Annotated in this window: 25 protein-coding genes; 16 read left to right on the top strand and 9 right to left on the bottom strand. The window is 45.4% G+C overall.

Annotated features, from left to right (window positions below; genetic code table 11):
* Positions 1-137: 137 nt before the first annotated feature.
* The 8 genes from psb27 to QUB30_RS09670 all read left to right on the top strand — a co-directional run bounded on the left by psb27 (position 138) and on the right by QUB30_RS09670 (position 9,219).
* The gene (gene psb27 / locus QUB30_RS09705; RefSeq protein WP_333187055.1) at positions 138-536 is read left to right on the top strand and encodes a photosystem II protein Psb27; all 399 of its coding nucleotides are present in this window, start codon (positions 138-140) and stop codon (positions 534-536) included.
* 473 nt (positions 537-1,009) lie between these two features.
* Complete coding sequence (locus tag QUB30_RS09700; RefSeq protein WP_333332448.1) at positions 1,010-2,653, top strand: family 10 glycosylhydrolase; 1,644 nt, start codon at positions 1,010-1,012, stop codon at positions 2,651-2,653.
* A gap of 155 nt (positions 2,654-2,808) precedes the next feature.
* Positions 2,809-3,975 (top strand): DUF262 domain-containing protein, encoded by a 1,167-nt coding sequence (locus QUB30_RS09695; RefSeq protein WP_333332446.1) that lies wholly within the window; start codon positions 2,809-2,811, stop codon positions 3,973-3,975.
* 188 nt (positions 3,976-4,163) lie between these two features.
* Positions 4,164-5,120 carry a DUF3696 domain-containing protein gene (locus QUB30_RS09690; RefSeq protein WP_333332443.1) on the top strand — a complete coding sequence of 319 codons (957 nt, stop codon included), beginning with the start codon at positions 4,164-4,166 and terminating at the stop codon, positions 5,118-5,120.
* Positions 5,121-5,123: 3 nt separating this feature from the next.
* Entirely contained in the window at positions 5,124-6,083 is a 960-nt protein-coding gene (locus QUB30_RS09685; RefSeq protein WP_333332440.1) for a hypothetical protein, read from the top strand.
* Positions 6,084-6,225: 142 nt separating this feature from the next.
* Complete coding sequence (locus QUB30_RS09680) at positions 6,226-7,122, top strand: polysaccharide deacetylase family protein (RefSeq protein ID WP_333332435.1); 897 nt, start codon at positions 6,226-6,228, stop codon at positions 7,120-7,122.
* A 257-nt stretch (positions 7,123-7,379) separates the two neighbouring features.
* Positions 7,380-7,868, top strand: a complete 489-nt coding sequence (locus tag QUB30_RS09675; protein ID WP_333332431.1) for a restriction endonuclease subunit R — start codon at positions 7,380-7,382, stop codon at positions 7,866-7,868.
* Positions 7,869-7,941: 73 nt separating this feature from the next.
* Positions 7,942-9,219: a bifunctional sterol desaturase/short chain dehydrogenase gene (locus tag QUB30_RS09670; protein WP_333332428.1), complete on the top strand. Its 1,278-nt coding sequence runs from the start codon at positions 7,942-7,944 to the stop codon at positions 9,217-9,219.
* Between the two features lie 147 nt (positions 9,220-9,366).
* Here QUB30_RS09670 and QUB30_RS09665 read toward each other — a convergent pair whose 3' ends face one another.
* The gene (locus QUB30_RS09665) at positions 9,367-9,966 is read right to left on the bottom strand and encodes a glyoxalase-like domain protein (RefSeq protein ID WP_333332425.1); all 600 of its coding nucleotides are present in this window, start codon (positions 9,964-9,966) and stop codon (positions 9,367-9,369) included.
* A gap of 132 nt (positions 9,967-10,098) precedes the next feature.
* On the opposite strand from QUB30_RS09665, the gene QUB30_RS09660 reads away from it, so the two are divergent.
* Positions 10,099-10,503 (top strand): gamma-glutamylcyclotransferase, encoded by a 405-nt coding sequence (locus QUB30_RS09660; protein WP_333332422.1) that lies wholly within the window; start codon positions 10,099-10,101, stop codon positions 10,501-10,503.
* Between the two features lie 20 nt (positions 10,504-10,523).
* Here QUB30_RS09660 and QUB30_RS09655 read toward each other — a convergent pair whose 3' ends face one another.
* Entirely contained in the window at positions 10,524-11,243 is a 720-nt protein-coding gene (locus tag QUB30_RS09655) for a response regulator transcription factor (protein WP_333332420.1), read from the bottom strand.
* An 85-nt stretch (positions 11,244-11,328) separates the two neighbouring features.
* A complete protein-coding gene (locus tag QUB30_RS09650) occupies positions 11,329-11,574 on the bottom strand; it encodes an ATP-binding protein (RefSeq protein WP_333332417.1) in 246 nt (81 codons plus the stop codon).
* A 564-nt stretch (positions 11,575-12,138) separates the two neighbouring features.
* On the opposite strand from QUB30_RS09650, the gene QUB30_RS09645 reads away from it, so the two are divergent.
* The 4 genes from QUB30_RS09645 to QUB30_RS09630 all read left to right on the top strand — a co-directional run bounded on the left by QUB30_RS09645 (position 12,139) and on the right by QUB30_RS09630 (position 15,341).
* Positions 12,139-14,541 carry an NACHT domain-containing NTPase gene (locus QUB30_RS09645; RefSeq protein ID WP_333332414.1) on the top strand — a complete coding sequence of 801 codons (2,403 nt, stop codon included), beginning with the start codon at positions 12,139-12,141 and terminating at the stop codon, positions 14,539-14,541.
* 88 nt (positions 14,542-14,629) lie between these two features.
* The gene (locus tag QUB30_RS09640) at positions 14,630-14,911 is read left to right on the top strand and encodes a type II toxin-antitoxin system ParD family antitoxin (protein WP_333332411.1); all 282 of its coding nucleotides are present in this window, start codon (positions 14,630-14,632) and stop codon (positions 14,909-14,911) included.
* Positions 14,908-15,210 (top strand): type II toxin-antitoxin system RelE/ParE family toxin, encoded by a 303-nt coding sequence (locus tag QUB30_RS09635; RefSeq protein WP_333332409.1) that lies wholly within the window; start codon positions 14,908-14,910, stop codon positions 15,208-15,210. The genes QUB30_RS09640 and QUB30_RS09635 overlap by 4 nt, the downstream gene beginning before the upstream one ends.
* Positions 15,207-15,341, top strand: coding sequence for an NACHT C-terminal helical domain 2-containing protein (locus QUB30_RS09630; RefSeq protein ID WP_333332406.1), 135 nt, complete (start codon positions 15,207-15,209; stop codon positions 15,339-15,341). Before QUB30_RS09635 ends, QUB30_RS09630 begins: the two co-directional genes overlap by 4 nt.
* 169 nt (positions 15,342-15,510) lie before the next feature.
* Here the strand turns inward: QUB30_RS09630 and QUB30_RS09625 are convergent, their stop codons facing one another.
* From QUB30_RS09625 to QUB30_RS09615, 3 genes are all read right to left on the bottom strand, one after another.
* A complete protein-coding gene (locus tag QUB30_RS09625) occupies positions 15,511-16,116 on the bottom strand; it encodes a zf-HC2 domain-containing protein (protein ID WP_333332403.1) in 606 nt (201 codons plus the stop codon).
* A 143-nt stretch (positions 16,117-16,259) separates the two neighbouring features.
* Complete coding sequence (locus tag QUB30_RS09620) at positions 16,260-16,919, bottom strand: sigma-70 family RNA polymerase sigma factor (RefSeq protein ID WP_333332576.1); 660 nt, start codon at positions 16,917-16,919, stop codon at positions 16,260-16,262.
* A 108-nt stretch (positions 16,920-17,027) separates the two neighbouring features.
* Positions 17,028-17,519 (bottom strand): molybdenum cofactor biosynthesis protein MoaE, encoded by a 492-nt coding sequence (locus QUB30_RS09615; protein WP_333332573.1) that lies wholly within the window; start codon positions 17,517-17,519, stop codon positions 17,028-17,030.
* 636 nt (positions 17,520-18,155) lie between these two features.
* On the opposite strand from QUB30_RS09615, the gene QUB30_RS09610 reads away from it, so the two are divergent.
* Positions 18,156-18,557, top strand: coding sequence for an SH3 domain-containing protein (locus QUB30_RS09610; protein ID WP_333332400.1), 402 nt, complete (start codon positions 18,156-18,158; stop codon positions 18,555-18,557).
* Between the two features lie 137 nt (positions 18,558-18,694).
* Here the strand turns inward: QUB30_RS09610 and QUB30_RS09605 are convergent, their stop codons facing one another.
* On the bottom strand, positions 18,695-19,675 hold the full coding sequence (locus QUB30_RS09605) for an aspartate carbamoyltransferase catalytic subunit (protein WP_333332397.1): 981 nt from the start codon (positions 19,673-19,675) through the stop codon (positions 18,695-18,697).
* A gap of 638 nt (positions 19,676-20,313) precedes the next feature.
* Here QUB30_RS09605 and QUB30_RS09600 point away from each other — a divergent pair.
* Entirely contained in the window at positions 20,314-20,532 is a 219-nt protein-coding gene (locus QUB30_RS09600; RefSeq protein WP_006631282.1) for a DUF4327 family protein, read from the top strand.
* Positions 20,533-20,696: 164 nt separating this feature from the next.
* On the opposite strand, the gene QUB30_RS09595 is transcribed toward QUB30_RS09600, so the two are convergent.
* Positions 20,697-21,938, bottom strand: a complete 1,242-nt coding sequence (locus tag QUB30_RS09595; RefSeq protein ID WP_333332393.1) for a protein kinase domain-containing protein — start codon at positions 21,936-21,938, stop codon at positions 20,697-20,699.
* A 567-nt stretch (positions 21,939-22,505) separates the two neighbouring features.
* On the opposite strand from QUB30_RS09595, the gene QUB30_RS09590 reads away from it, so the two are divergent.
* Positions 22,506-23,180, top strand: a complete 675-nt coding sequence (locus tag QUB30_RS09590; protein WP_333332390.1) for a PEP-CTERM sorting domain-containing protein — start codon at positions 22,506-22,508, stop codon at positions 23,178-23,180.
* Here the strand turns inward: QUB30_RS09590 and QUB30_RS09585 are convergent.
* On the bottom strand, positions 23,177-25,480 hold the full coding sequence (locus QUB30_RS09585) for a serine/threonine phosphatase (RefSeq protein WP_333332387.1): 2,304 nt from the start codon (positions 25,478-25,480) through the stop codon (positions 23,177-23,179). The genes QUB30_RS09590 and QUB30_RS09585 overlap by 4 nt on opposite strands.
* Positions 25,481-25,673 lie beyond the last annotated feature (193 nt).

Below are 25,673 nucleotides of genomic sequence, written 5' to 3'. Positions count from 1 at the left end.
TAGATTTTAGATTGACAAATTTTCTGTTTCATGGTATTGACACAAAAAAATTGTAGAAAGTGGCATTATTAGCTCAATTCGAGATAGGATAAAGGTTAATTTTGATTGCCGCTTTCGCTGCCATTTTTCTAAACCTTATGAAGCATTACATTTCCCGTCTGTTAGCCCTGGTATTAGTTGTTGTCATCGGCGTAGCGGGCTGTACCAATGTTCCGGCCACTCTGAGTGGAGATTATGGTCAAGACACATTAGCATTAGTGAAGAGCTTGAGAACAGCGCTCACTTTGCCAGAGGGCACGCCGGAAAAAGCAGCCGCTCAAGCCAAGGCTCGCACAAGTATCAACGATTTTTTTGCTGCCTACCGCCGCGATCCCGCTCTTACCAAGCTGGCCTCTTTCACGACAATGCGGACGGCATTAAACTCTTTGGCAGGACATTACAGTTCCTATCCCAACCGTCCCGTTCCTGAAAAATTGAAAAAGCGTCTTGAGTCAGAATTTCAGCAGATTGAAGCTGCTCTTAACAGAGGAGCTTAATCTCAAAATTTAGGATCAAGGATAAATTTTAACAATTCATCTTCATCCTTGATATTTGAGTGTTAACAATTTTTAGTAGAAATATCAACTGCTTTTAGCGCCCACTGTATCCAGGCGCTTTTTTATGCAGCATTTAGGGAAAAAATACTGAAAAATCGAACTGGATATGATATCAAATCCGGGCTTTTTACCCCCTTTATTTTTGAGTCCGCGAAGGCGCGTGCATCCGCACCAACACTTAGGCAGAGGAAAGTTTGTATACCATAGCAGCAGTTTAATCGCCGAGTCTTATCTTACCCGATCGCCCTTATTGAATTTAAATAGCCGCCAGATAGAATTTGCATTGTGCGATCGACTTGTGCCATAACTAAGTCAACCGAAAAAAGTAGAAAATTTGTAGCTGCTTGTTGAGCGCGATCGCATTTTTGCGATCGCCACCCAATTTAAACTAGAAAACCCCATTCAACTCTCCCATGAAAATTGCACCAACTCGCATCGCGAATTTTCAACACCAGCGACGCTTTTTCAGTGCGGTAACTGCTGTTTTAACCAGTAGCTTCATCAGCCAGCTTGTTTGGCCGTTTATCGGAAATCAACCAGCTTTTGCCCAAACATCAGCCTATTGCCAATTATCCCAAGAACAAGTCAATCAAAAAGAAGACTTGCGCCGCGCCGCGCTCTCAGGAAAACGGGAATCTCAGCAAGCATATTTTGCTGTTTTGAACAAACACGCGCGGGAAATAGCAGAATGTCGCCAAAAAACTTGGCCGGAAACCCAAGCAGTTTGGCTGCGTTTGTATCCCTGCGATGTCAGACCCGGAGAACTCGATCGAGTATTAGACAAAGTTGTTAATAAAGGCTACAACCAAGTCTATGTCGAAGTGTTTTACGATGGTCAAGTGCTACTACCAGTCGCAGACAATCCTACGGCTTGGCCTTCTGTTGTGAGAAATCGCGGTTACGAGAAATACGATTTGTTAGAAAAGGCGATCGCCAAAGGCAAACAGCGAGGTTTAAAAGTCTACGCCTGGTTATTTACCATGAACTTTGGCTATAGCTATGCTCAGCGTCCAGACAGACAGCAAACCCTCGCTATCAACGGTAAAAATCAGACAAGTTTAACAGTAAGCGAATACGCAGCAATTAACGAGGACTTCGGAGAAGTTCCGGGCAATCAAGCCTTTATCGACCCCTACAACCCACAAGCACGGCAAGACTATACTTTGTTAGTAAATCAAATAGTCAAGCGCAAGCCGCAAGGAATGTTATTCGACTACATTCGCTATCTAAGGGGCATCGGACCCGCTTCAGTTGCTACCAAAGTTCAAGACTTGTGGATTTACGGCCCAGCATCGCAGCAAGTTCTTTTGCAGCGGGCTAGCAATCAGCAAGGGCGAGATTTAATTCAGCGATATTTGACTAAGGGATTTATCAATACTAATGATGTTCAAGCAGTAGTCAAACAGTATCCAACTGAGCGAGAACCTCTTTGGCAGGGCCGAATTCCGCAGGCGATGTCAGTAGCAACTCCACCTTCTAGAAGAGAGAATGCCGCATCAAGATCAGCCTCAACAACTCCCGCCACTAACAAGCCAAACCCTACAACTCCCACACCAAAACCGACACCGCGGCTTCCCGATACCGGTATTCTGCAAAAAGACCTGTGGAAACTAAGCGTTGCTCACGCAGTCCAAGGGATTTTAGATTTTTTGGGGATAGCAATTCAACCAGCTCAAAGGATGGGAATTCCTGTAGGAGCAGTGTTTTTTCCCACTGCAAATCAAGCGATAAATCAAGGGGGATATGATTCGAGATTGCAGCCTTGGGACACCTTTCCGGCGGCAGTGGAATTCCACGCCATGTCTTATGGAAATTGCGGGGATGTAAGCTGCATTGTGCCGCAAGTGCAGCGAACAGTGAGTTTAGCGCCTGCGGGAGCAAAAATTATTCCTGCCATTGCTGGAGATTGGGGAAAACCTCTGAAAAATCGGCCGTCTTTGGAAATTCAAATGCGGGCCATTCGCTCGGCGACCCCGCAAATTAATGCGGTGAGTCATTTTGCTTTTGGGTGGCAAGAACCGGAGGATGAAAGGGCGCGGCAAACTTGCCGGTTGTAGAGGGATTATTTGTAGAGATGCGGTTCGTGGCGTCTCTACAAGAGAGAATGTGTGCGATAATATTTGAGAATGTTCTTATCTGCTAGGAGCGTCATCCAAGTTTTAATAGGACAATACCGAATCATAATAAATATTAATACAAAGGAGTATTCCCTATGGTAGCTCAGCCTGAACCCTACAACCAATTATCTAACCAAGATACGACACTTGATGAACTAAATTTAATGCAACAGGAAGAAGATAACGATGCTGAAGCCTATGAAACAGACAAACTGATATATGACCCTGACAAAATTAATATTTTCACCAAAGAACCAACCATCGAGCAACTGCTAAGAAGAATCAATGAGGAAGCTCTCGATTTAGCACCGGACTTTCAGCGCCATGCAAACATCTGGAAAGAGGGCGCTAAAAGCAGACTGATTGAGTCGATCCTGATTCGGATTCCATTACCCGCTTTTTATATAGATGCAACTAATGAAGATAAATGGTTAGTTGTGGATGGATTGCAGCGGCTATCTGCTCTCAAGCAATTTATGAGCGATAAAACACTTAGGCTATGCGGACTAGAATACTTGATCAATTTAGAAGGCAAAAATTATGATGAAATTGGGCGCAGATACCAGCGTCGAATAGAGGAGACTCAGGTGACAGTTTATTTAATTGGAAAAGGTACGCCTCCTGAAGTTAAATATAATATTTTCAAACGGATAAATACTGGTGGATTGCCGATGTCTCCTCAAGAACTCCGCCATGCTCTCAACCCCGGTAAGGCAACAAAGTTTTTAGCTAAGTTGGCTCTTTTACCCGAATTTCAGCAAGTTACTAATATTAGCAAATTGCGTAAAATGCGGATGGATGACAGAGAGTTTATACTGGGGTTTCTAGCTTTTACACTTACATCTTATCAAGATTATAAAAATGACACAAATGACAACAGAAATGTGTTTTTAAGTCGCGCTTTATTTAAGGTAAATAATTTGCAGGAAGAACAATTAAAGATGATTGAAAAACACTTCAAAAAATCGATGATGGCAGCGTTTGAAATCTTCGGTACAAGTGCTTTCCGTAAAATATCTCACAATCAAAAGAGGCTCTATCCAATTAACAAAGCATTGTTTGAATGTTGGTCAGTTACTCTCAGTCAACTTAAGGAAGAACAAATTACTGTATTGAAACAGCACAAGCAGAATTTAATTGAAAAATTCATCTATTATGTAGATAACGATCCAGATTTTCTGGCATCTATATCTCAGGCTGCTGACAAAATAGAGTACAGATTTAGAATAATTGAACAAATAATTAACGAGGTGCTGGCATGATTACTTCACTAAATTTGCTTAACTTCAAACCTTTTGCAAATCAATTATTAGAATTCCGAAAATTGACTTTATTTTCTGGCCTAAATAGCACTGGTAAATCTTCGGTATTGCAATCGTTCCTGCTACTGCGACAATCTTATCAACAGGGTTTATTGCCACAAAAAGGGTTGGCGCTTAATGGGGATCTAGTGAAAATTGGTACTGCTCAAGACGCACTGTTTGAAGGAGCTAAAGAGGAATTAATTGGTTTTGACATTGTTTGGGAAAACAACAGCAAGGGGGTATGGACTTTTAAATATGACAAAGAGGTAGATGTGTTGAACATTGATTCGGAACAAGTTAGTTCAGAAGTGTATCAATCGAATCTTTTTGGTAAGAACTTTCACTACCTTCAGGCAGAACGGATCGGGCCGCGTCCATTTAATGAAATGTCAGACTACCAAGTACGACAGCTTGACCAACTCGGTATTAAAGGTGAATATACTGCACATTTTCTTTCTGTGAAAGGGGGTCAAGTTATTCCTAATAGTAGTCTCAGCCATCCTGATGTAAAATCAAAGATTGAACCAGGTGATGTTCAAGTAAAATCAATGGAGTTGATAGACCAAGTGGAGGCGTGGATGGGAGAAATTAGTCCGGGTACGCGCCTCAAAATTGAGGTCAAATCAGATGTCGATTTAATGAGTTTTCAATATTCCTATGGAGATAGCAATCCTTACCGTGCAACTAATGTGGGATTTGGAATTAGCTACACTTTACCGATTATTGTAGCGGCACTTGCATCAACACCTGGTACAATCATTTTAATTGAAAATCCTGAAGCGCATCTCCATCCGAAAGGACAAGTTAAAATGGGTGAATTGTTAGCTTTGGCAGCTAGCGGTGGGGTTCAAGTTGTGATAGAAACTCACAGCGATCATGTTTTAAATGGGATTCGCCTTGCGGTTCACGGGGGCAAACTTGACCCGAAAGATGTTCGGTTGCATTACTTCCAGCGTCAAAATAAAGAAGGACAAGCTGTGACTGAGGTAATATCGCCAAAAATCGATCGCAACGGACGAATTGATCGATGGCCGGAGGGTTTTTTTGATGAGTGGGCCAACAGCTTGGAGATTTTGTTGGCACCTGCGGTGGAAGGAGAATAAGAGATGGATTTGGAGATGGTGTTTAATGAACTGTCTGCGCGAACTCTTGCTCCTGATATTTCTACGGCACGACAATGGATGTCAGAATTGATTAGTACGATGCGTGAAGCTAAAGGCTGTGGACTGAAGGGAATTCGCACTCAAACAGATTTTTATGCTATGGTACTTGCAGAAAACTATCCTCTTCGTCGTTGGCTTAACGATCCTGAAGTTAATAAAGACGAGCAGTTTTTTCTGCTAACGCTGGCAACTAACCGTTTATTCGGTAATATTGACGATGTAGAGATTAAAATAAAAGTTGAAGATTCAGATTGTGAGTTGAGCTTACAGGGTAGCCCAGCAGAAGGGTTTAAAGTTGCTTACTACCTTGAAACATTGACAATTAGTCTGAATTCAGAGTCATTGTGGAATAGCAGTTGTATCAAGTTAGAACTAATACAAATTGACGAGAATGGGGAGCTGAGAGAAGAAAGCGTAGAGGTTATTCATGCTAGTCAGAAAAATCACGTTCTAGAACACGCTGATTGGATTAAAAACCGTCTCCAATCAGACAGGCTTAACGGGATGGAACTCTGGAATCGTAGAGAGGAGTTGTTCCCTAGTCTGCAATTTTGTAAAGCTGGCAATAAGCAGTTGCGAAGACTTCGTACAGGAGAAAAAAAGCTCGAACTTGTTTTAGAAGTATTGTCTGTTCTTGATAAGTGCGCTAAGAATTGGCAGGCGGGATCTTTTAGTCTAGAGGGTTATCCTTTTGAGGAGTCGGGAGAAAGTGAACCTACCCTTAACCAATATTGGAGAGAGCGAACCTTTCTTTGTCCTGACGGTGAGGAACGTCTGTTTGAACGACACGTCAAACTGAAAGAATGCAATTGGCGAATTCACTTCTTCCCAGAAGTAAAGACAACAAAGGTGATTATCGGTTATGTTGGCATCCACCTTCCTACTGATAAGTATCCTACGTGATATCAAAAGGTCTGTATAATTTTAGATGAAAGTCTCGATCGCCACTGTATCGACATTTTGCCAAAAAAATTAATTTACCTAATTTGCAACCTAGCTGAACAATCAGGCATAATGAGATTGTTCAAAATAAATCCTCTACCTGATGAGTCGCAAATTTAATAAAAAATCGCTAACTAAAACAGTTATACTTATCGGATTGAGCCTCACAATTTCCCTGTTGTGGTCAAACAGAAAAACAGCCAAGTCAAATCCGCTAATACCGATCGCACCCGTTGAAAATCCGCCTCCAAACCTCCTGAAACCCCCAAAAGTCAAAATACCCCCTTCTCCCCCCGCAACTCCCTCTCCCCAACCTCCCGAACAACCTTTAGTCTTCGCACCGCCCGCGCAATTTCGCAGTCAAATCGTTTATAAAGCCAGTATTCACAACTCAAAAGTTATCGCCCTGACATTTGACGATGGTCCAACGCCTGAAACTTTGAAAATATTAGAAGTTTTGCACAAACATCAAGTTGTGGGCACATTTTTCTGCTTGGGTGCAAATTTGCGGCAGTATCCAGAAATTGCGAAAAGAGTTGTGCAAGCGGGAAATGCGATCGGCAACCATACTTGGCATCACTATTCTCACAATGTTACCGCAAAAACAGCATCGAATGAAATAGATAATACTGCGGTTCATATTTATCGATCGACTCGGGCAAAAAGTTTCTTGTTTCGCCCTCCCGGCGGCCGCTTAAATAACGGTTTGGCTAACTACGCTAAAAAGAAAAATTATGTAGTGGTGATGTGGTCGATCGACCCTAAAGACTTTCTGCAACCTTCGGCGGCTGCGATCGCCCGTAGCGTGCTATCCCAAGCTTCAACGGGGGCGATCGTATTGTTGCACGACGGCGGCGGAAATCGCCAGCAAACAGTCGAGGCGCTATCTGCAATTATTCCCAAACTCAAACAGCAGGGATATCGTTTTGTAACCGTGCCGCAATTGCTGCAAATGCAAGCTGCACAAAAACAGCCAATTGTCGATCGCAAATCCCAATAAACAGACATCTAAGCCAAATTAACTTACTCAGAATTTCATCTGCGTTCATTTGCGTTCATCTGCGGTTAAAAATCCAATTATGCTAAACTTATTAATAACCATAAAACCCTTTATAAATCATAATGCAAAAACTACAAACAAGAGATATAAACCTCCGCTATCTAATCGATAACTTCGGTTGACAGCGAGTTCGCAACAGCGAATTTTTCCGAGAATGGCAAGAAAACTTACCCGAAGTAACAGACTCAGAAAAACAATTGCTCGATCGCGTCCAAGATATATACTTCAACTTTGTAGACAACCCGCCTGTATTGGAAAATGCAGTCAAGCTAACAATAATCAGCCCCATTTTTTTTATTGCCGGCCTGTATGAGTCCCCTTTTCCAGTCAAAGCCGAAAACTCGATATCCATTCAACAGGAAGACGAAGGCAGAATCATCGAAGGCACAATAGATATCCTAAATATGAAAGCAAACTTGTGGGTGACAGTAATTGAATCCAAACAACTTTCGTTTTCAACTGACGAAGCACTTGCCCAACTCCTGACATATATGCTGGCCGATCCCAAAGCAGAAACTCCTACTTTTGGCATGATTGCCACAGGTGCTAACTTCAATTTTGTCAAGTTAGTTAGAGGTGAAACTCCCCAGTATGCCCGATCGGCGGAATTTGTTATTTCCAATCCCGGCAATGAATTGTACCGGGTTTTGCAGATTTTAAAACGCCTGAGTCAACTTCCCGACTAGCAATAAAAGCCATTTTGAGTTATCTTTCAAAGCAGACAATATCTAATATCTCAAATTTCAAACTGGTGCGAGCATGGTAAATTACTGGATAGTCGGCGCTGTGGCAATAGCTTCTGTCTGCTGGGCAGAAATAATACGAGACTTTTATCACGTCGTGTCCCATTATTGGGCACCCCTGCAAAAGCTGCACACTTGGCATCACCGCGTTTTCCGCCCGAATTTGACCCCCGTCAGCGAGACAATTTACAAGCAAGCACACTGGCGTCACGACGTGCCCGAAGCTGCGGCGATGATGGTTTTGGGCTTGTTGCTGTGGGTTGTAGCTTATTTTTGGTTGCCGGAATACCACTGGGGTGCAGCAGCGGGTTGTATTTATACTTTAGGCTTTTTGTTGAGCGCGATCGCCCGCGCGATCGGCATCAAAGGCGCAGACGAATTAACCGACATCACCCACCAACCGGGAGACTTCCTTACTCCCCCTGGCAAGTGGTTAGTTAATAAACCTTATCACTGGCGGCACCACTTCGACAATCAAAATGCTTACTATTGCGGTACTTTCACCTTAATAGATAAACTTATGGGTACAGCACTTTCTCTCAAAGGCAAAACTGTAGCCGTCACCGGTGCATCGGGAACTTTAGGTCGTTCGCTTCTCCAACACCTGCACAAAGCTGGTGCAAAAGTTATCGCCCTCACCTCGGGAAATGAGGGAATTACTTTGAATATAGACGGCGAAAATTTACCTGTAAAAACCGTAACTTGGCAAGCTGGCCAAGAGGCAGACTTAGCCCTATTGTTAGAAAAAATCGATATTCTCGTCATCAATCACGGGATTAACGTACAGCGAGAAAGAACAGGAGAGGCGATCGCCAACTCATACGAAATTAACACTTTTTCCGCGTGGCGGCTGATGGAACTCTTTTTCTTAACAGTCCGCACTAACGAAAACATCGCTTGCAAAGAAGTCTGGATCAACACTTCCGAAGCAGAAGTAATTCCCGCTGTCAGTCCCCTGTACGAACTCAGCAAACGCGCCCTGGGAGATTTAGTCACCCTGCGGCGGCTAGACGCGCCCTGCATTGTTCGCAAACTGATTTTAGGGCCGTTTAAAAGCAACTTAAACCCGATCGGCATCATGTCGCCAGATTGGGTAGCACAGCAAATTGTCAAACAAGCTAAAGCCGATGCCCGCAATATCATCGTCACAATTAATCCTTTGACTTTTATAGTTTTTCCCGTCAAAGAGTTTTTTGTTTCTCTTTACTTCCAAATTTTCAGCCGGAAAGCGATTCCAGAGATTAAAGCAGTGGCGACATCGGAAAAATCTAGCGTTGAATCTAAGATTAATTGACAAACAAGAAACCCGGTTTTTTAGATAAACCGGGTTTCTAACTTGGGATATAATACCAAATTCGGCTTTAATACCCCTTTTATTATTTAGTCGCTCTCTGCAGTGACCAAAGTTTGTGTAGGATCGGTTTTAACCGCCGAGTCTTATCTAATTACTAACCTCAGCCATTTCAATCACGCGGCCGTCATAATCCTTGACCAAAAAATTCAGCGGCTTTTCCCGGCGAATTTTATAACTAATGCCGCGAGTTTGTACCCTCATCAATAGCTGATCCAAACAATCGCGATCGAAACAAACGTGACGCTGGCGATTTTTTTCCCCTGCACCGGCCCCGCTAATGATGTGCAGTTGGGTATTTTTCATCAACTGATACCACAAACCATCCGGACTCCCCATCGTTTGAGAGCTGGTTGCCCTCCCGACATTAGGCGACAAATACAGCGGATCGATACCAGTTGTCCCCAAAGTTTGCTCGTAATTGTAGTAGTAGTGCAGCGGCACTTCTGCTACTGGCAGGTTTAGCATACCTTCATAGAACTCCCTCGCTTGTCCGAGATCCGATACCATGACCGTGTGTACTTTCGGAGCACTTGTGAGAAACATCCACATCGCCCCCGCATAGGCGGCCAGCAGCATTACCATAATCCCTTGAGTCGAAAACAAGCTGTCCAGGGGCAGGGACGGCAAGAAAGAGCTCAAGTACAAAGGCCGAAGTCCAAAAGCAATAAGACTAACTGCTAGAGTCATGAATTATAAGAAAGGGTAAACAACGAAATTTATCAAAATTGCAGTCGCGATCGCCCGCGAGACTTAAACTATTAGCTTAGCCATCTATGTTAGCAAAAACGTTAGCAAAAACTAGCGGTTAGGCCCTACCCGATGAAAGTCTTTGTCTACGGCACTCTCAAACCGGGGGAGTGCAACTACCTCCGCTACTGCGAAGGAAAAGTTGTGGATGCTTGCCCCGCGATCGCCCGCGGTCAACTTTTTGCCCTGCCGATCGGCTATCCTGCGATGATGGCCGGAGATGGCACAGTCTGCGGTTTTCTCCTGTGTTTCGCAAATTCGACTATTTTGGACGATTTAGACCGACTGGAAGATTATCATCCGCTGCGGGCACCGACACAAAACGAATATCAGCGGCAGGAAATCGAAATCTTCGATCGACACCTCAAACCTTTAGGCACGGCTTGGGCATACTTCATGTTACCCGATCGCGTTCGTTCCCTAGGAGGCATCTGGCTGCCCCACGGCAGGTGGGAAAATCGGTTTTTCACCAAATAAAGTGGTTAATGCCGATGAGCTTAGTAAATTGCCATTGCCGTGCGCGAGGGCGGATCGAACCTGTAACCGTAACCCCGAATAGTTTTAATAAACTGCGATCCAGTAGCATCAACTTGAATCATTTTTTTGCGAATCTGACCAATATGTACGGTAACAAGTTGCTTTTCTCCTGTGTCGTCGCAGTTCCACCCCCAGATTTTTTCGATTAGCTGTTGGCGACTCCAAGATTGACCGGAATGACTAGCCAACAAATACAAAATATTAAATTCCAAGGCTGTTAACTTGATAATGCGATCGTTGAGTGTTGCTTCCCGACGCGCTGAATCGATCGCGAATCGATCGAATACAATACGCGATGGAGTGACAGGCCTCATGCGTCTCAACACAACTTCTATACGAATTGCCAACTCCGCCAAACCAAAGGGTTTGCAGATATAGTCATCCGCACCGGCGGACAGGGCTTTAAGTCGATCGGCTTCGTCGGTGCGGCTGCTTAGCATTACCACAAAAACATTAGTACGGCGCTGCATTTCCTGGCAGAGGTGATAGCCTGTAGTATCCGGCAAATTCCAATCAAGAACTACTAGCAGTGGCTTGAATTTCTCAAACAATTCTAAAGCCGTCTCGCCATCTGCTGCCGAATCTACTTGATATTTCTGAGTTAAAAAACGATGAACTAGAGTGCGGATGGCTGGGTCATCATCCACAACGAGAATCTTGGCAGTAGTATCAGTAGTCATCACAAAAAAGTTTCTTTCTCTTGTCAACTTAAACCTGGCAATTAAAGAACAGCTTTAGTGAAGCGTAAATCCTAGGTTGTTCCAACTAATACAGACTTTTTTGGTGCAATTCTTCTTTCAACTTCGCTTGAATGTCAAAAGGCTCTCCCCAATCCCAAATTTTTACTTCGAGGTGTTCGTTAAATACCATTATTTCAATCTCTATCGGAGTTTCTAATGGCAGATTTTTGTGAGCGTGGCGAACAGCATTCGTAAACCCTTCAATCACAGCAAGTTTACACTGATGCAAAACGACTAAGGGAATTGGTAGAGGATCTAAAAAACTGTTCAACCCACGATAAAACTTGAGCAACAGCCTTAATATCAGTATTTAGTTTTAGTTGAAGGCTAATTTTTGGAACTTGCTCGTTAGAACTTGGCTCGGGTTGGCGATTTCGTTGCTTTTGAACCCCGAAAAAATTAAATCTGTTTAAAACATCGATCGCCCGCTTAAAAAAACCATCTTGAATGCTGTATTGGGATGGTACTAGACCAGGCTGCTGATAATAATTTTACAATGAACAGACAGTTTCGACCGTCAGAAGTGCGGGTATAACTTAGCTCATCGGCAATTTTGCCAATAATTTTTATACCTATCCCACCTGACGGAATTTCATCTAAGTTATCTCTCATGGTGCTATCCTTTGTCATCATTTAATGTGTACTTTTTTACCTAAAAAAGAGAGTGGCATTCTAAACGATTAAGTTTGCATGATTTATGCCTGACTTTTCCCGTATGCCGTGCAGTTGTTGTCACGATCATTTTCTCTTTGTTGCTGGGGTCTTGACAAACTCAGTTTGCGATCGCTAAACTGAGCGAAAACAGACATTGACAATTAGAGAAGTAAATTATATAATGACGACCCTCAAGGCCTCTGAGGAGGGATTAGTAAAAATTAGGCAAGCTAGAAGAGAAAGGGGCTCGACGATAGAAGACCCCAGATGGCTAGTAGAAGCTAGTCAAACATTAGAGCCAGATCGAACTTGGACAGAAGCCGGGCCCTATGCCGATGGCCTCTCCCTGCCAACTTGGAGGCGCTTTTTAGGAGGAAGAGAACCCATTAAAGCTAATGCTTTCAAGGCTTTCTGCACGGTTTTGCAGTTGAATTGGGAAGAAATTGTCGATCGTCCTCCTTTAGCCTCCCCTTACCAAGGGGGGGTTGGGGGGGTTAGAGATTTTTGCCAACAGCCTATTGATTCGGTAGTCGAAGAAATACGGCAAAAATGCCACACCAAAATCCAACAGCTTTACAGCAAAATGCAACTGTTGGATATTGCACAGCCCGTTGATGTCAGCAACCTGTACGTTGAAGTCAACATTTTGGAGGAAATTACCAGTTGGCAGCCGGGAGAAATTCGCGATTTACTCAGAGACTTCAACCCAGATGCGGATAACTTTAACCGCTTGGGATTAGGTAAAGTATGCCAGAAACGAGTACCAGGATTGGATGCGGTGAAATCTCACTCTAAATTGATGGTACTCGGCAAACCTGGTTCCGGTAAAACTACTTTTTTGAAACACATCGCCATTCAGTGCGATCGCGCCAAATTTGAAGCAAACAAAATACCGATTTTTATCTCTCTGAAAAACTTTGCTGAAATCACTAATCTTGACTTATTAGAATATATCAGCGACGAAATTGCCAGTTACGGAGTTGAGGCGCGATCGCAAACTGAATCTGTACTTAGTCAAGGCCGAGGTTTGATTTTATTGGACGGCTTAGATGAAGTGCCCGAATCGGATAGCGATGCAGTCGTCAGACAGATTCGTCAGTTTGTCAAAAAGTATTACAACAATCAGTTTATTATTACCTGTCGAATTGCCGCTGCTAAGTACCGATTTCACGACGAAGCCTTTACCTGTGTTGAGGTAGCGGATTTTAATTGCGAGCAAACCGCTGCCTTTGCTAAAAATTGGTTTGCAGCATTTTCCCAGAATCTTGAGGCAGGGAAAGCTTTAGCCTCTCAATTTGTAGAGACGCTGACACTGCAAAAAAATCAGCAAATTCGAGAACTAGCAGTAACGCCAATTTTGCTTAATCTGACTTGTTTGGTATTCCAAGCCAAAGCAGATTTTCCATCCAACCGAGCCAAGTTGTATGAGGAAGGAATGGAAATTATGCTCAGAAAATGGGATGAGACTAGAGGCATTCAACGGGATGAAGTTTATCGAGATTTAAATTTTTCCCGCAAACAACATTTACTTGCTTTTGTGGCAGCTATTACTTTTGAGCAGGGCGATTATTTTTTTGAAAAAAATACTGTTCAGCAATTGATTGCCGACTATCTGGCTCACTTACCCGATGCCACAACTGACCGCGTTCAGTTAGAAATGGATAGTGAGGTTGTCCTGAAGGCGATCGAGGCACAACATGGATTATTAGTGGAGAGGGCAAGAGGGATTTATTCGTTTTCTCATCTAACATTCCAAGAGTATTTGACTGCTACAGAAATAGTTCATAATTCCGCTCCACAAGCTTTGGGAAAACTGGTCAGTCACCTGACAGAGAAGCGTTGGCGAGAAGTTTTGTTGTTAGCAGTTGGGATGTTGCAAAAAGCTGATGACTTGTTGCTGTTAATCAAACAGCAAGTTGATGGGCCGATCGCTAAGGATGAGCAGTTACAGCAATTCCTACTGTGGGTCAACCAAAAATCCCTTTCTGTTGATTTTCCGTACAAACCTGCGGCAGTGAGATTCTTTTACTTTTCCCTTCTTCCTTGCCTTGAGCTTGCTCTTAATCGTAACCCTGAACGCTTCCTTGACCCAGCCCTTTACCTTGCCGTTAAACATACCTTTGACCCTGCTGTTGAATTTACCCTTGACCTTGTTCTTGACCTTGCTATTTTGCCTGTACTTGACGGTGCTATTGATCCAGCCCTTAGTCTTGCCCACGACATTCTTCTTATCCCTCTTGTTGAACCTGAATTAATGCAAGCACTGCAAGAACTTAAGAAACAGCTACCTCAGCCAGATGGTGACAAGGAAATATTTAGGCAATGGTGGCAAGCTAACGGACAAGTTTGGACTAGCGAATTAAGAAAAATCATTATTTCCTATCGCAATATAGGTCACGATTGGCAATTTAGCGAACAGCAGAAGTCATTGCTGAGGAAGTATTACGATGCTAATAAATTGCTGGTATATTGCCTCAATAGCGGTTGTAATGTATCTCCTGCTGTGCGGCAGGAAATTGAGGAGACATTGCTGTTGCCGGTCGCAAATATCCAAAAAACTGGTGACAAGTGCGATCGAGTTTAATTGCTCCCCATCGCCCTCCCCTTCGCCTTTACACGGAGAGAGCCAGTAGAAATGATATAATGGCTAAAAGTTATTAGAAGTAAAGCGCATGAACATTACTCTAAAACCTGACCATAATAAATTTATTGAAGCGCAAGTCAAAAGTGGCAAATATTCTTCGGTGGATGAGGTAATTGCTGCGGCGTTGGAACTACTCGCAGACAGAAGCGATCGGCAACAGAGCGATCGTTATCAAGAATGGGTCGATGAAACTCGTCCAAAAGTATCGGCAGGACTAGCTCAGCTTGAACGCGGCGAAGGAATTGATGGGGAGATAGTTATAGCTAGATTGCGGGAAAAATTTCGCAAAATGCGGGAAAATCAACAATGAGCCGCTACATTATTTCCCCTGAAGCCAGTCGCGATCTCAATGAAATTACCGATTACTTTACAACTAGGAATGTAGAAGCAGGTGAACAATTTGTTGAAGACTTTGATAAAAAGTGTCGTAATTTAGTTCAGTTCCCCAATATAGGGCGCAGTTACGAGGAACTAGCTCCTTCTGTGCGGGGAATTCCTATCAGGGGTTACATAATTCTTTATCGGGCGCTGGACAACTTAATTGAAATTGTTCGGATCGTGAGGGGAGAACGGGATTTACCTTCTCTATTTTCTGATGAGGACGAGTGAAATTGCTGGTATATTGCCTCAATAGCGGTTGTAATGTATCTCCTGCTGTGCGGCAGGAAATTGAGGAGACATTGCTGTTGCCGATCGCAAATATCAAAAAAACTGGTGACAAGTGCGATCGCCCGCTCTAATTCCACTCGCTACCTACTCCGATATCAAGATGCGATCGCCCCACAATTCGTCATTCAAAGCCGGGGAAGTGTCAAAGGATCTATCCACCTTTAAAAACTGGAAAAAACAGCAAAAAGCCCCCTTTTTTAGGGAGCTTAGCAACTTCCGTTATTGCTCAAAACAGAAACCTTACTGCGCCTTTGGCAATGACTTTTGAGGGGTTGCTACACCAACTTTGGGAATATCCACGATCGGTGCGTTCACCCCAAGCATCAAATCGTTCGGATTAACAATCTCCACCAGAGGCTCGTTCAAAGCCACAATCAAACCGTCAGATTCAGCAGGAACGGGCGATCGAGCAAACTGGGGAGCAAACAATTGGCGGCCGCCACCGACAGCAGACACCACCGCAATCAACAAAGCTGCGATTGCCCCTCCACGCCAAACCAAATTTCGTTTCGTCTTGCGTTCCACCCGCTGCAAAACCTTCGTCGCCAACTCCTGTGCAGATTGTTCCGCAGGAGGCACCGGCATTGTCTGAAAACTATGCTGCATCATCAGCAGTCGCGAGTACAAACGCTTTGTAGTGGGGTCATTTGTCAGCCAGTCCTCCACTTGCCGGCGTTCTGCCGCCGTCACTTCGCCGTCGAGGTAGGCACTCAGCAATTCAAAGCGATCGCGCATCATAGTAGTTACATTCCCCTGGGGATAATTTTTGTTAGCTTGAGTTTCAGCGAGTGAATCCCCGAGATCTTGCTGATTCTGATTTTTATCCGATTCAAAGTTATAATTCATATTTCAAAATTGCTTTAATTTGGGGAAGGACGCAGTTGCGATTAGAATGATTTACTGCTTTTTTATATTTTAAAATAGAAGTTTTGATGTGACAGCAAACATCACCAAATCTTCTTGACCCGCCTCTAATAAAAACACTCTTGCTAATTACCATCGAGATATTTTTGCAATTCCAACTGCAATCTTTGGCGAGCTCTAGCAATTCTCGACTTGACAGTTCCCAGAGAAACTCCAGTCATTTCGGCTATTTCCTCATAGGCTAAACCTTCTATTTCTCTCAAAACAATTGTCGTGCGGAATACTTCCGGCAAATCTGCGATCGCCACCCGCAACTGATCGTAAAATTCTCTAGTCGTCAAATCTTCATCAGGCCCCGGACTGTCGGCTGCAATTTCCCAATCAATCTCCCCATCTTCCAGAGTACGGGGTACGTCCAGAGAAAGCGGAGTTCGCACCCGCTTGCGCTTCCGCAACTCATCGTAAAACAAATTAGTGGCGATGCGACTCAGCCAGCCCCGAAATTTAACAGGCTCTTGCAAGCGGTTAATATTGCGGTAGACTCGAATCCAGACTTCCTGAGCCAAGTCGGCTCGATCCTGCCAGTCAGGGGCCAAGTGATAGAGAACCCTGTCTACGTGGGACTGATACCGCTTCAACAGTTCTGAAAAGGCATTGCTTTCAGGTCGATTTCCTTCCTGACACCGCAACACCAAGTCATAATTAGAGAGTTTTTCGGCTGGCAATTGCACTCTTTGAACGGTCGCCACAACCGCAGACCAGGACACGGAAATAAAGTCGCTCATCGGTGGAATTGGCTCATCGAACATTCCACAGTTTTTGACGCTTGCAGATCGTAACAAGTTCCCCTGTTCAATCTAAAAATCTTAAATCTCAAATCTAAAATCCCTTGACTAATGCCCGACAACCTCGCACGCTCCAATACTAACCCAACTGCTAGAACCGTCGGCCCAATGTTCCTTTTTCCAAATCGGTACATTGTGTTTGAGCGTATCTATCGCGTACTGGCAAGCTGCAAAGGCCGAGTCCCGGTGGGGACAGCCAACTGCCACCAGTACGCTGATTTCGCCCACCTGCAAGTGTCCCACGCGGTGGTGAATGGCGACTCGATTCACATCAGCCCACTGGCGGCGGATTTCAGTAGCGATTTGCTGGAATACTCGCACTGCCATCGGTTCGTAGGCTTGATATTCTAGGGAAACTACAGCTTGACCGTCAGTTTGGTTGCGGACTGTACCGCTCATCATTACCACGGCTCCGTTCGCGGGGTCATCTGCCAAAGCGTATATTTCCTCTACAGACAACGGCGCTATCGTAATGGCGAAGCTGTCTGATTCATGGCATTGAGGAATTGTGCCGATCGAAAGTGCAGCGAAGGAGTTCATTGCCAAAGAAGTGTTGCTCGATAAGTTAATCGATCTTGACACAAATCAAGTCGCCATGGATTTGTCTTGTATTCTTTTCGGGGAAACAGGGAGACCAATCTCGATCCAAATCTCGTAGCACGGGGGAGGGCCCGACGCCATAGCCCCGAACTTCTGTAGGAGTGCGATCGGCTACAATATGACTCACCAAAACCAAATTAAGACCGTGCTTGAAGACGAGCCGGATGCTTTTTTTATCTAATTAACTGCCGATCTTGCTGTAGCAACTCAATAAATAAGCACAACAATAAGTAGTGTCATTTGCAACTCAGTACAAGCAATTTCCCACCCCAATCGATAACTTCGTTCCCTTTTGAATGACACAGTTAAGTTTAATTCTGCCCTCCTACTTAATCCGCGTCGCCCAAATCTTTAGCAGCAGATGTAAACTTTATTTATTTTTTTGTTCCGGAAAGCTACTTAGATGACATGATATACCTGTGCAGGGTTCAGGCAAATTCGCGGATACTCGGCAACACCAAGACCGTAACGCCTTGATGCGCCTTTTCTAAAACATAAGTTAATAGTTTGGGCTGTTAATTGAGGTTTCGACCTGAGTCTGCACCAAAAAAGGTTAACAACAATCACGAGGAAACTATGGAAGCACTAGCATTGAGCCACTCTTTTGTTGCTTATGAATCTCCAGAGTCCGAACTCCAAGTCAAGTCGTTAGACCAACTGGGCTTGAAAATTCCTAATTCTGCATGGATAGGCGTTGCAGGTCTGGCAGTAGCCCTATCTGTTCTGGGTACCCCCGGTGAAGCGCAGGCAGCAAGTTGCTACAAACGCTGTGGCCATCGCAGCCATCACAGCCATCACAGCTACGCCAAAGTTGTCACGAATGGCGGCCGACTGAATATCCGCAACCGCCCCACTAGCTGTTCTCATGTAATCGGCAAGTTATATTATGGAGACCACATCAAATTGACCGGCCGTTACAGAAACGGCTGGGCCCAACTCAAAGGCGGCGGCTGGGTGTCTACTTCCTGGCTTTCCTAACTCTTAACTAGATCGCTTTACATTTCTAGAAAGAGTTTTAATCGTTACCCGGCCATACTGGGTAACGATTATTGTAAAGAGGCGATCGATCCTGAAAATAATCGAATATCCGAAATTCATGACTAACGACTAACAGCCTAAACTTTACCGCCGCCGATCAGATAAAGTAATGCCATGCGCACCGCCACGCCGCTGGTAACTTGCTGAGAAATCAGGCTAAACTGGGCATCGTCCATCAAATCCGAACTAATTTCCACGCCGCGGTTAACCGGGCCCGGGTGCAACACCTTCACGTCCTGCTTGCAGAGTTTGAGCCGATCGCGCGTAATCCCGTACAAAGAATGGTACTCTCGTAAACTCGGCAGCAAATGGTCGCTCATCCGTTCCTTTTGCAGCCGCAAAGTCATCACAAAATCAGCATCGGCCAAAGCAGGTTCAAGCTGCCAGTGCAAAAATAATTTCCCTTCCCTACCATCGCCACACTCAGCAAACAACAGCGGCAGCAAAGTTGGCGGCCCGGCCAAATGAACCTCTGCCCCAGAAGCCGTTAGACTCCAAATATTAGACCTAGCCACCCGCGAATGCAAGATATCCCCCACCACAGCAATTTTTTTGCCCGCTAACAGTTCCAGCCGCGGACGTTCGGTATCTAACAGAGAACAAATAGTAAATAAGTCTAGCAAACCTTGCGACGGGTGTTCGTGCTGACCGTCTCCAGCATTGAGAACGCTGACTCTCGAACCCAAGCGATCCATTTCCGAAGCAATCGTGCTGGGAACTCCAGCTTGTTCGTGCCGGATCACCATCAAATCCGTTCCCATCGCCAGATAAGTCTTAGCCGTATCCAGAATAGTCTCCCCTTTGGTCAGAGAAGAACTTCCCGGGGTAAAATTTAGCGTATCCGCCGACAGACGCTTCGCCGCCAACTCAAAACTATTGCGAGTCCGGGTAGAAGGTTCAAAAAACAAATTCGCGACCACTTGACCCTGCAGGGCCGGCACTTTCTTCGTGCGGCGGCCGAGCACCTCCCGAAAACTGGCTGCTGTTTGCAGCACCGTATCGTATTCGTCCGAGGTAAAATCAGCCAGAGTGAGAATGTGTCGCCTTGTCCAAGTCATACAATTTTAGATTTTAGATTTTAGATTTTAGATTGACTCAATCAGGACGGACGATGGGTTTGGAACTTGCTTGTACGCCCGCTCTGCTGTCGCCTTTGAATCTTCGATCGACATTTAGGGATTGCGATCAACAGTATCCAACAATTTTCGATCGCTTTTGCGGTCAGTAGAGTTATAATCAGCTTATGTAGCTATGACCCACTCTCACAGCGAACCCAGCGTCGAAGGTGAAACAGGTGCGGTTTACCCGCAGGAAAGCGGAAATTAGGCTGTAGCAGCGAAAAAGCATTAGTTGCAGTTTCTCGCAGGCAAACTCAGCCTTGTCAAAAACAAGCCTTCGGCAGCCCTTGCATCTGCCACTATGTGGAAAAAGTCGAGGAGGCAAACCTCCCATTGCCGATCGACAGCATATAGCGGGACATTCTAAAGATGATTAATTCTTTGAAGTCGGTCTTGACTCTTCAGTCCTGCTTATAGCCCCTTGTCAAAACGAACTATGTTAAGATACAAGTTGAATATGTAGCTTCCCGACAAAAATCTACACGTATCTTGGCGAGACTGTTCTTGGCGAAACTGCGGTAAAAAGTGTGAGCTGGGAAGTGGTAATTACACAAGATTTAAACAATTCAAGAGGTATTATGAGCCAGCAGGTTATACAGCCGATGGTTAAGTTCCAGCGTCAGGTGCATTCTCTCGTCACGTCTGACATTATCAAACCGACAGACAGCATTTGGAAAATTGCTCTGCTTTACGGCGACGAATGGCCTTACTGGAAACAGCAACTCCTAGAGTTTGATTTTTCTATGCAAGACCCCGTGAGCGAGTTGATAGCTGTAGAAGCTTGGGACGAGGAATAACAGAGGAGACGGAGGACTTGGGTGTCGGATAGAAATTCCGAGGCAATTGGGTAAATTTTATCAATAAATTTCCGTTGCTACCTTCTTCCCTCTTCACTCTTCCCTCTTCCCTTTGCCGTCTTCCTCATGACTTTTGACTTCTAACTTCTAAGTTCTAACTTCTGTTAAAGCGAAGCTGCTAAAGCTCGAGCTAATTGTTGAGCAGTTTGAAAGCGATCCCCAGGCTTAGCTGCGGTAGTTCGCAAAATGGTCTCCCGCAGCTTCGGGGCGATCGTCGGAATATTTTCGAGCTTAAACCCGTAACCTCGAGCTATTTTCCCGTAAAACTTTTGAGGGCTTTGGGCCGTCAGCAAAAAAATCAAAGTAGGCCCAATAGCATATAAATCCGACTGAGGGAGAGGCTGTCCCCGGTCTTGTTCTGGTGCGGTGTAGCCTTCAACGCCGATGCGAGTCCCCGGAGGAGTGCCGATTTCTTTAACGGCACCAAAATCCAGCAGTGTAATGCCATTGTCCCGGTGGCGCACCAACAAATTAGCAGGTTTAATATCCCGGTGGACGATCGGGGGTTTTTGAGAGTGAATGTAGTCCAAAACTTGACAGGTTTGGATCATCCACTCTATTGCTTGTTGGGGAGCAACAGGCCCGCGGTTGTAGATGCGTTTTTCTAAATCCTCGCCGTGGAGCATTTCCATCACCAAGTATTTTTTGCCCCCTTCCACAAAAAAGTCAAAAAACTGAGGAATTCCCGGATGGTGGAGGGCCTTGAGAGTTTTAGCTTCACGTTCAAACAGTTCTTGAGCTTTGGCGATTTGAGCCATATCAGCATTCATTTCCTTGAGGACTACCAGAGATGCTGCGGGGGCACTTCCGGGTTGTTGAGCTTTCGCTTGCTCTCGATCCCAAGCTAAAGTCGTTGTCCCCATACCGCCCTGGCCCAAAGTTCTCAACACTTGGTAGTGACGGACTGTGCGATCGACTTTAATCGGTTCGCCGCAGTGGATGCAGAATAAATTCCCCGGCGGGTTTCCCGCGTGGGTACACCTCGGTGCCACGAGATTGACGTTGGGGTTCGCCTCAATCTTGCCGCCGAGTTCAATCGTAATAACTTGGAAATGCAGAATTGGGCCGCCCCGCGCCAACTGGATCAGAGCACCGTCGGATATCCAACCCTGAGACATGAGAATACCATTAACCAAAGTGCCATTTGTCCCGGAATTGACTAAGTACCACTGACTGGAATTCACGCTATTAACTCTTTGGAGTTCCAGATGCTGCCGCGACACTAGAGCATTGGGGATCACAACGTGATTTTCAGGAGACCGGCCGATGCGAATAATGGATTCGCTCTCGAAACTCCACTGTTGCAGGGGGTTCTGTTTTTCGGGATCTAAAAGAGTCAGCAGCATTTTCGATTGATATGATTAATCTCCATGATTACGCAGTGGCGGGCGATCGGGAATTTATAGGTTTAGAGCATGGGGCATAAAGCAATTAAAATTTAAATATTAAGAATAAAAAATTAAGAATTAATAAGCGATCGGGAGTTTTAGTTTTTAATTTGTAATTCTTCAATAGTCCGGACTGTTTGGAGTTCCTAGTCTGAAACCCTTGATTTTCCGTTGGCAGATCCTGTGCCTCGCCAAGCGTTGCCCTCCGAGAGGATCGCCCTGAAACCCTTATTTTTACCGTGGAAAATCAAAAACTTTCCGAAGTGTTGATTCTTAACAATAAGCAACTCACAACAAACGCGGTTATTCCCCCATTGGTGTCAGCCGTTAGTTTCATCAAATCTTTATAATATCCTGATTTTTATTAAAGATTGTGTAAGATTTTAGTCTAGTTTTTTTTTATTTATTTATTTATCTGTAAAATTACTGATAAGTCCAGGGACTTTAAAAGTCAAAACGATCGATCTAACAGTTTAAAACACAAAGAATATGTTCACAATGGCTAAACTTTTGCGTAAATTTTCTATGGCTGCGACCGTCACTGTTGTAGGATTGGTCTTGACTGGGGTCAAATCAGCACAGGCTGCCTCACTTAATTTTAGTTTAAGTTTTTTTGACTCGACTGACTCTCTAGTAGGCGAAGGAGCCTTCAGCTATGATGAATCGACTCCTTATCAAGATACTATTTTGTCTAACTTCGCATTCCCGCCCCTAGAAATTAAAGCTACAAATCAATGGTTTGCGCTCACAAGCTTTTCTGCAACCATATTGGGGAAGTCGTGGAATTTGTCTCAAGCCAGCAGAACAGTGAACAGGGGTGAATTGCTTTCTCCTTTGCTGTGGGCGCCCCTCGATCCCATCAAAACACGAGTTGTCTATGATGCTTATTCGGGCCCTAATATTATCCCTAGATTAACAGGGCAATGGGCTTTTGGTAATAATCGCACTTTGCCTTTGCCATCTTTGGGAATATTTAGCAATAGTTCGGGTACAGAGGGAAACAGAATGAGTTGGATACAATCAGCTTACGGGCAATCCAACGGAAAATCTACAAACGGCGGATATGTGATGGCACAAGAAGTCAAACCATCCCCTGAAAACTCAGAGGCTGTTCCCGAACCTGCAACAATTGCAGGTTTAACTCTGGCGGCCGCTGGCTTGGGGGCGGCCAAGAGAAGGTTTGCAGCATCCAAATTCTAAAATCGAAATGCGCCTACCTGCGCCCGAATGATAATTGCCGTGATATTGTCGTGACCGTTGCGTTTGTTGCCCAGTTCAATCAACTGGGCAACTCCCTGGTCGAGATCGGCTTGAGGATTAAACAGGGGTTCGAGAGTGTTCTGCCAGTGAGTTTCCAACAAATCATTATCTGTCAGACCGTCGGAAGCCAAAATCAATAAAGTATCTTCGCACAAGTCTAAAAACTGCACGTCAGGCTTGAGAAAATTACTGTCTCGCGGGCCGATGGCTTGAGTTAGTTGATAGGCGTCGGGACGGGCATAAGCAGTTTCCGGGTCAACCCCGCGCTTAATTTCGCGCTGCCCTACTTCGTGGTCTGAGGTGACTTTTTCTAGGGTTTGTCCCTTTCTCAGTCGGTAGAGGCGGCTGTCGCCGACGTGGGCAACGGCGAATTGGGTGTCTTGAACTAAGACTGCGACTAGAGTTGTACCCATGCGGGCGCTGCCGGAGCGTCCGTCTTTTTGATTAATTTCAAAGATGGCTTTGTTGGCTAGCAGCACTCCCTCGCGGATGGTGTCTGCAGGAGGTAGTTGATTTTCCCAAGTGCTTTGAAAGAATTCTCTGAGGGTTTCAGCGGCTAGTTGACTGGCTACTTCTCCCCTGTCGTGTCCGCCCATGCCGTCGCAGAGAATGTAAAGCCCTTTGGTTTGAAAGATGCGACCGAAGGAGCTTTCGAGTTTGTTTAGCTGAGTCCAGATGCTGAAGAAGTCTTCGTTGTGGTCGCGCGTGCGGCCGACATCGGTGAGGCCTGCGTCTTCTAAGCTGTAAATCTGGACTGGCATGGGCTGGGTTAAGACCTCGCCAACGTCGGGGAGGGACTCGTCTGGGCCGTAATGCTCGCGCTCCGGGGTTGAGGTTGGTGAAGGTGCGGGCTGGAGTTCGAGGGGAACCGTTTCTAGGCGCGATCGCAATTCTTCGATTGTGTTAATCTCGCCTCTGTACATTTGTTGCAGCAGTTCGAGCAATGCGCCAAAGTGAGTGCGATGATGATCGGACTGGCTAAATATCACCTGCCACAGTTGCCCCAAATCTACCAGTTGCAGGTTTGAGCCGGCGGGTTCGGGATAGAGGTATTGCAGCCGCAAAGAAGCTAAGGAAAAGGAAGAGTCGGGGTTGACTCGCAAATTTGTCAGTTCCAACAAGCTTTGCCGACAGCGCCAGGGTTCTAGGGCAGCCCACAGTTCTGTCATTTCGTGCAGCCAGTATAAAATTTGCTGGGTGGAAGTTTCGGGTTGACTCCACCGTTCTACCAGCAGCGGCCATTGGGAGCAGTCTTCTAACAGCAGCACTGCCTGTTCGTTGTCTGACCAACTATCGTGAATTACTGGCAGGTTTTGAGAGAATTGCCACCGGAGTGCCAAATAAGGTTCAGCTATGCCTTGGCAAAGCTCTGCTAAGGCGGAATTGGTCGAATTTTCTCCGCGTTGGATGGCGGCGGTGTAGGGGGAGGTTCGTTTGGCGACGCTGGCCGAGTTGGCTGCTAGCATGGCTTTGAGGGGTGACATTTCCAGCGGCTGACAGTCCAATACTCTTACTGTTACTGTGTCTGAGCGTTTTCTCGGCGGCACGGTTTCTAGGAGTTGGTAGCGCTGCTGGGTGTCTAAATAAGCTCCTGCTGGCTGGGAAGGGATGACATATTCTGAATTGGGGACTGGGAATTCTGGAGATTGACGGGAGATCTCAGCTATGTTGGGGCTGTCGGAGTCCTCTGTTGCTTCCTGGATTTGTTTAGGCTGTGGTGCGGTTGTAAAATTGCGTTCAGATGGGGTTATTTCGCCCTCTGGTACTGTAGTAGAGCTTTTTTCGGTTGTTTGAAAGGAGGCTGGTGCGATCGCCCCCACGGCGGCCACAGCGTCTGTTTCTCTGCTGCTGAATTCGCCGTCGCTTGGCTGTGGAGAAGTTGGTGCGACTGCTGTTGGGGGTTCGGCTGGGGTGGTTATGTCTGTTTTAATCGCGTCTGTGATTGGTTCAGGAGAGTTTTGGGGCGATGCGATTTCTGGAACTGTGTCTGGTTTTTGCGGAAACTCGGCTGGGGGTAGGGTTGACTCGTCTGGCTCGACTGGTGGAAAATTCGATCGACCGCAGATAATGGCCCGCCACACTTGACCTGTTGCGACGCCGCAATTCTGACATAATGCGGCGCTAAAAGCGACTTGGGCACCGCATTCGTGGCAAGGTTTGTAAATTAGGGAATTTCCGCATTGTTGACAAAACTTGTTTGGATTGGGATTTTCAAATTGGCACCGGGGACACAGAAGCATAGGGGTTTTAAATTGGAGATGGGCGATCGAGTTTGGCGGTGGGGATTTTTGGGTTGTGGCCTGTGAGTTAGGAGTTATGAGTTTTGGGTCAGACTCGCAATGGATAACTCCCATTGCCCTATGCCTTATTTTATCGGGATGAATTCAGAAGTAAGATATTTCTTAGAACTGAGATGTTGCATCCGTGTCAGGA

Source organism: Microcoleus sp. BROC3, assembly GCF_036702515.1.
Classification (GTDB): domain Bacteria; phylum Cyanobacteriota; class Cyanobacteriia; order Cyanobacteriales; family Microcoleaceae; genus Microcoleus.
This window is presented reverse-complemented; position numbering and strand designations above follow the sequence as displayed.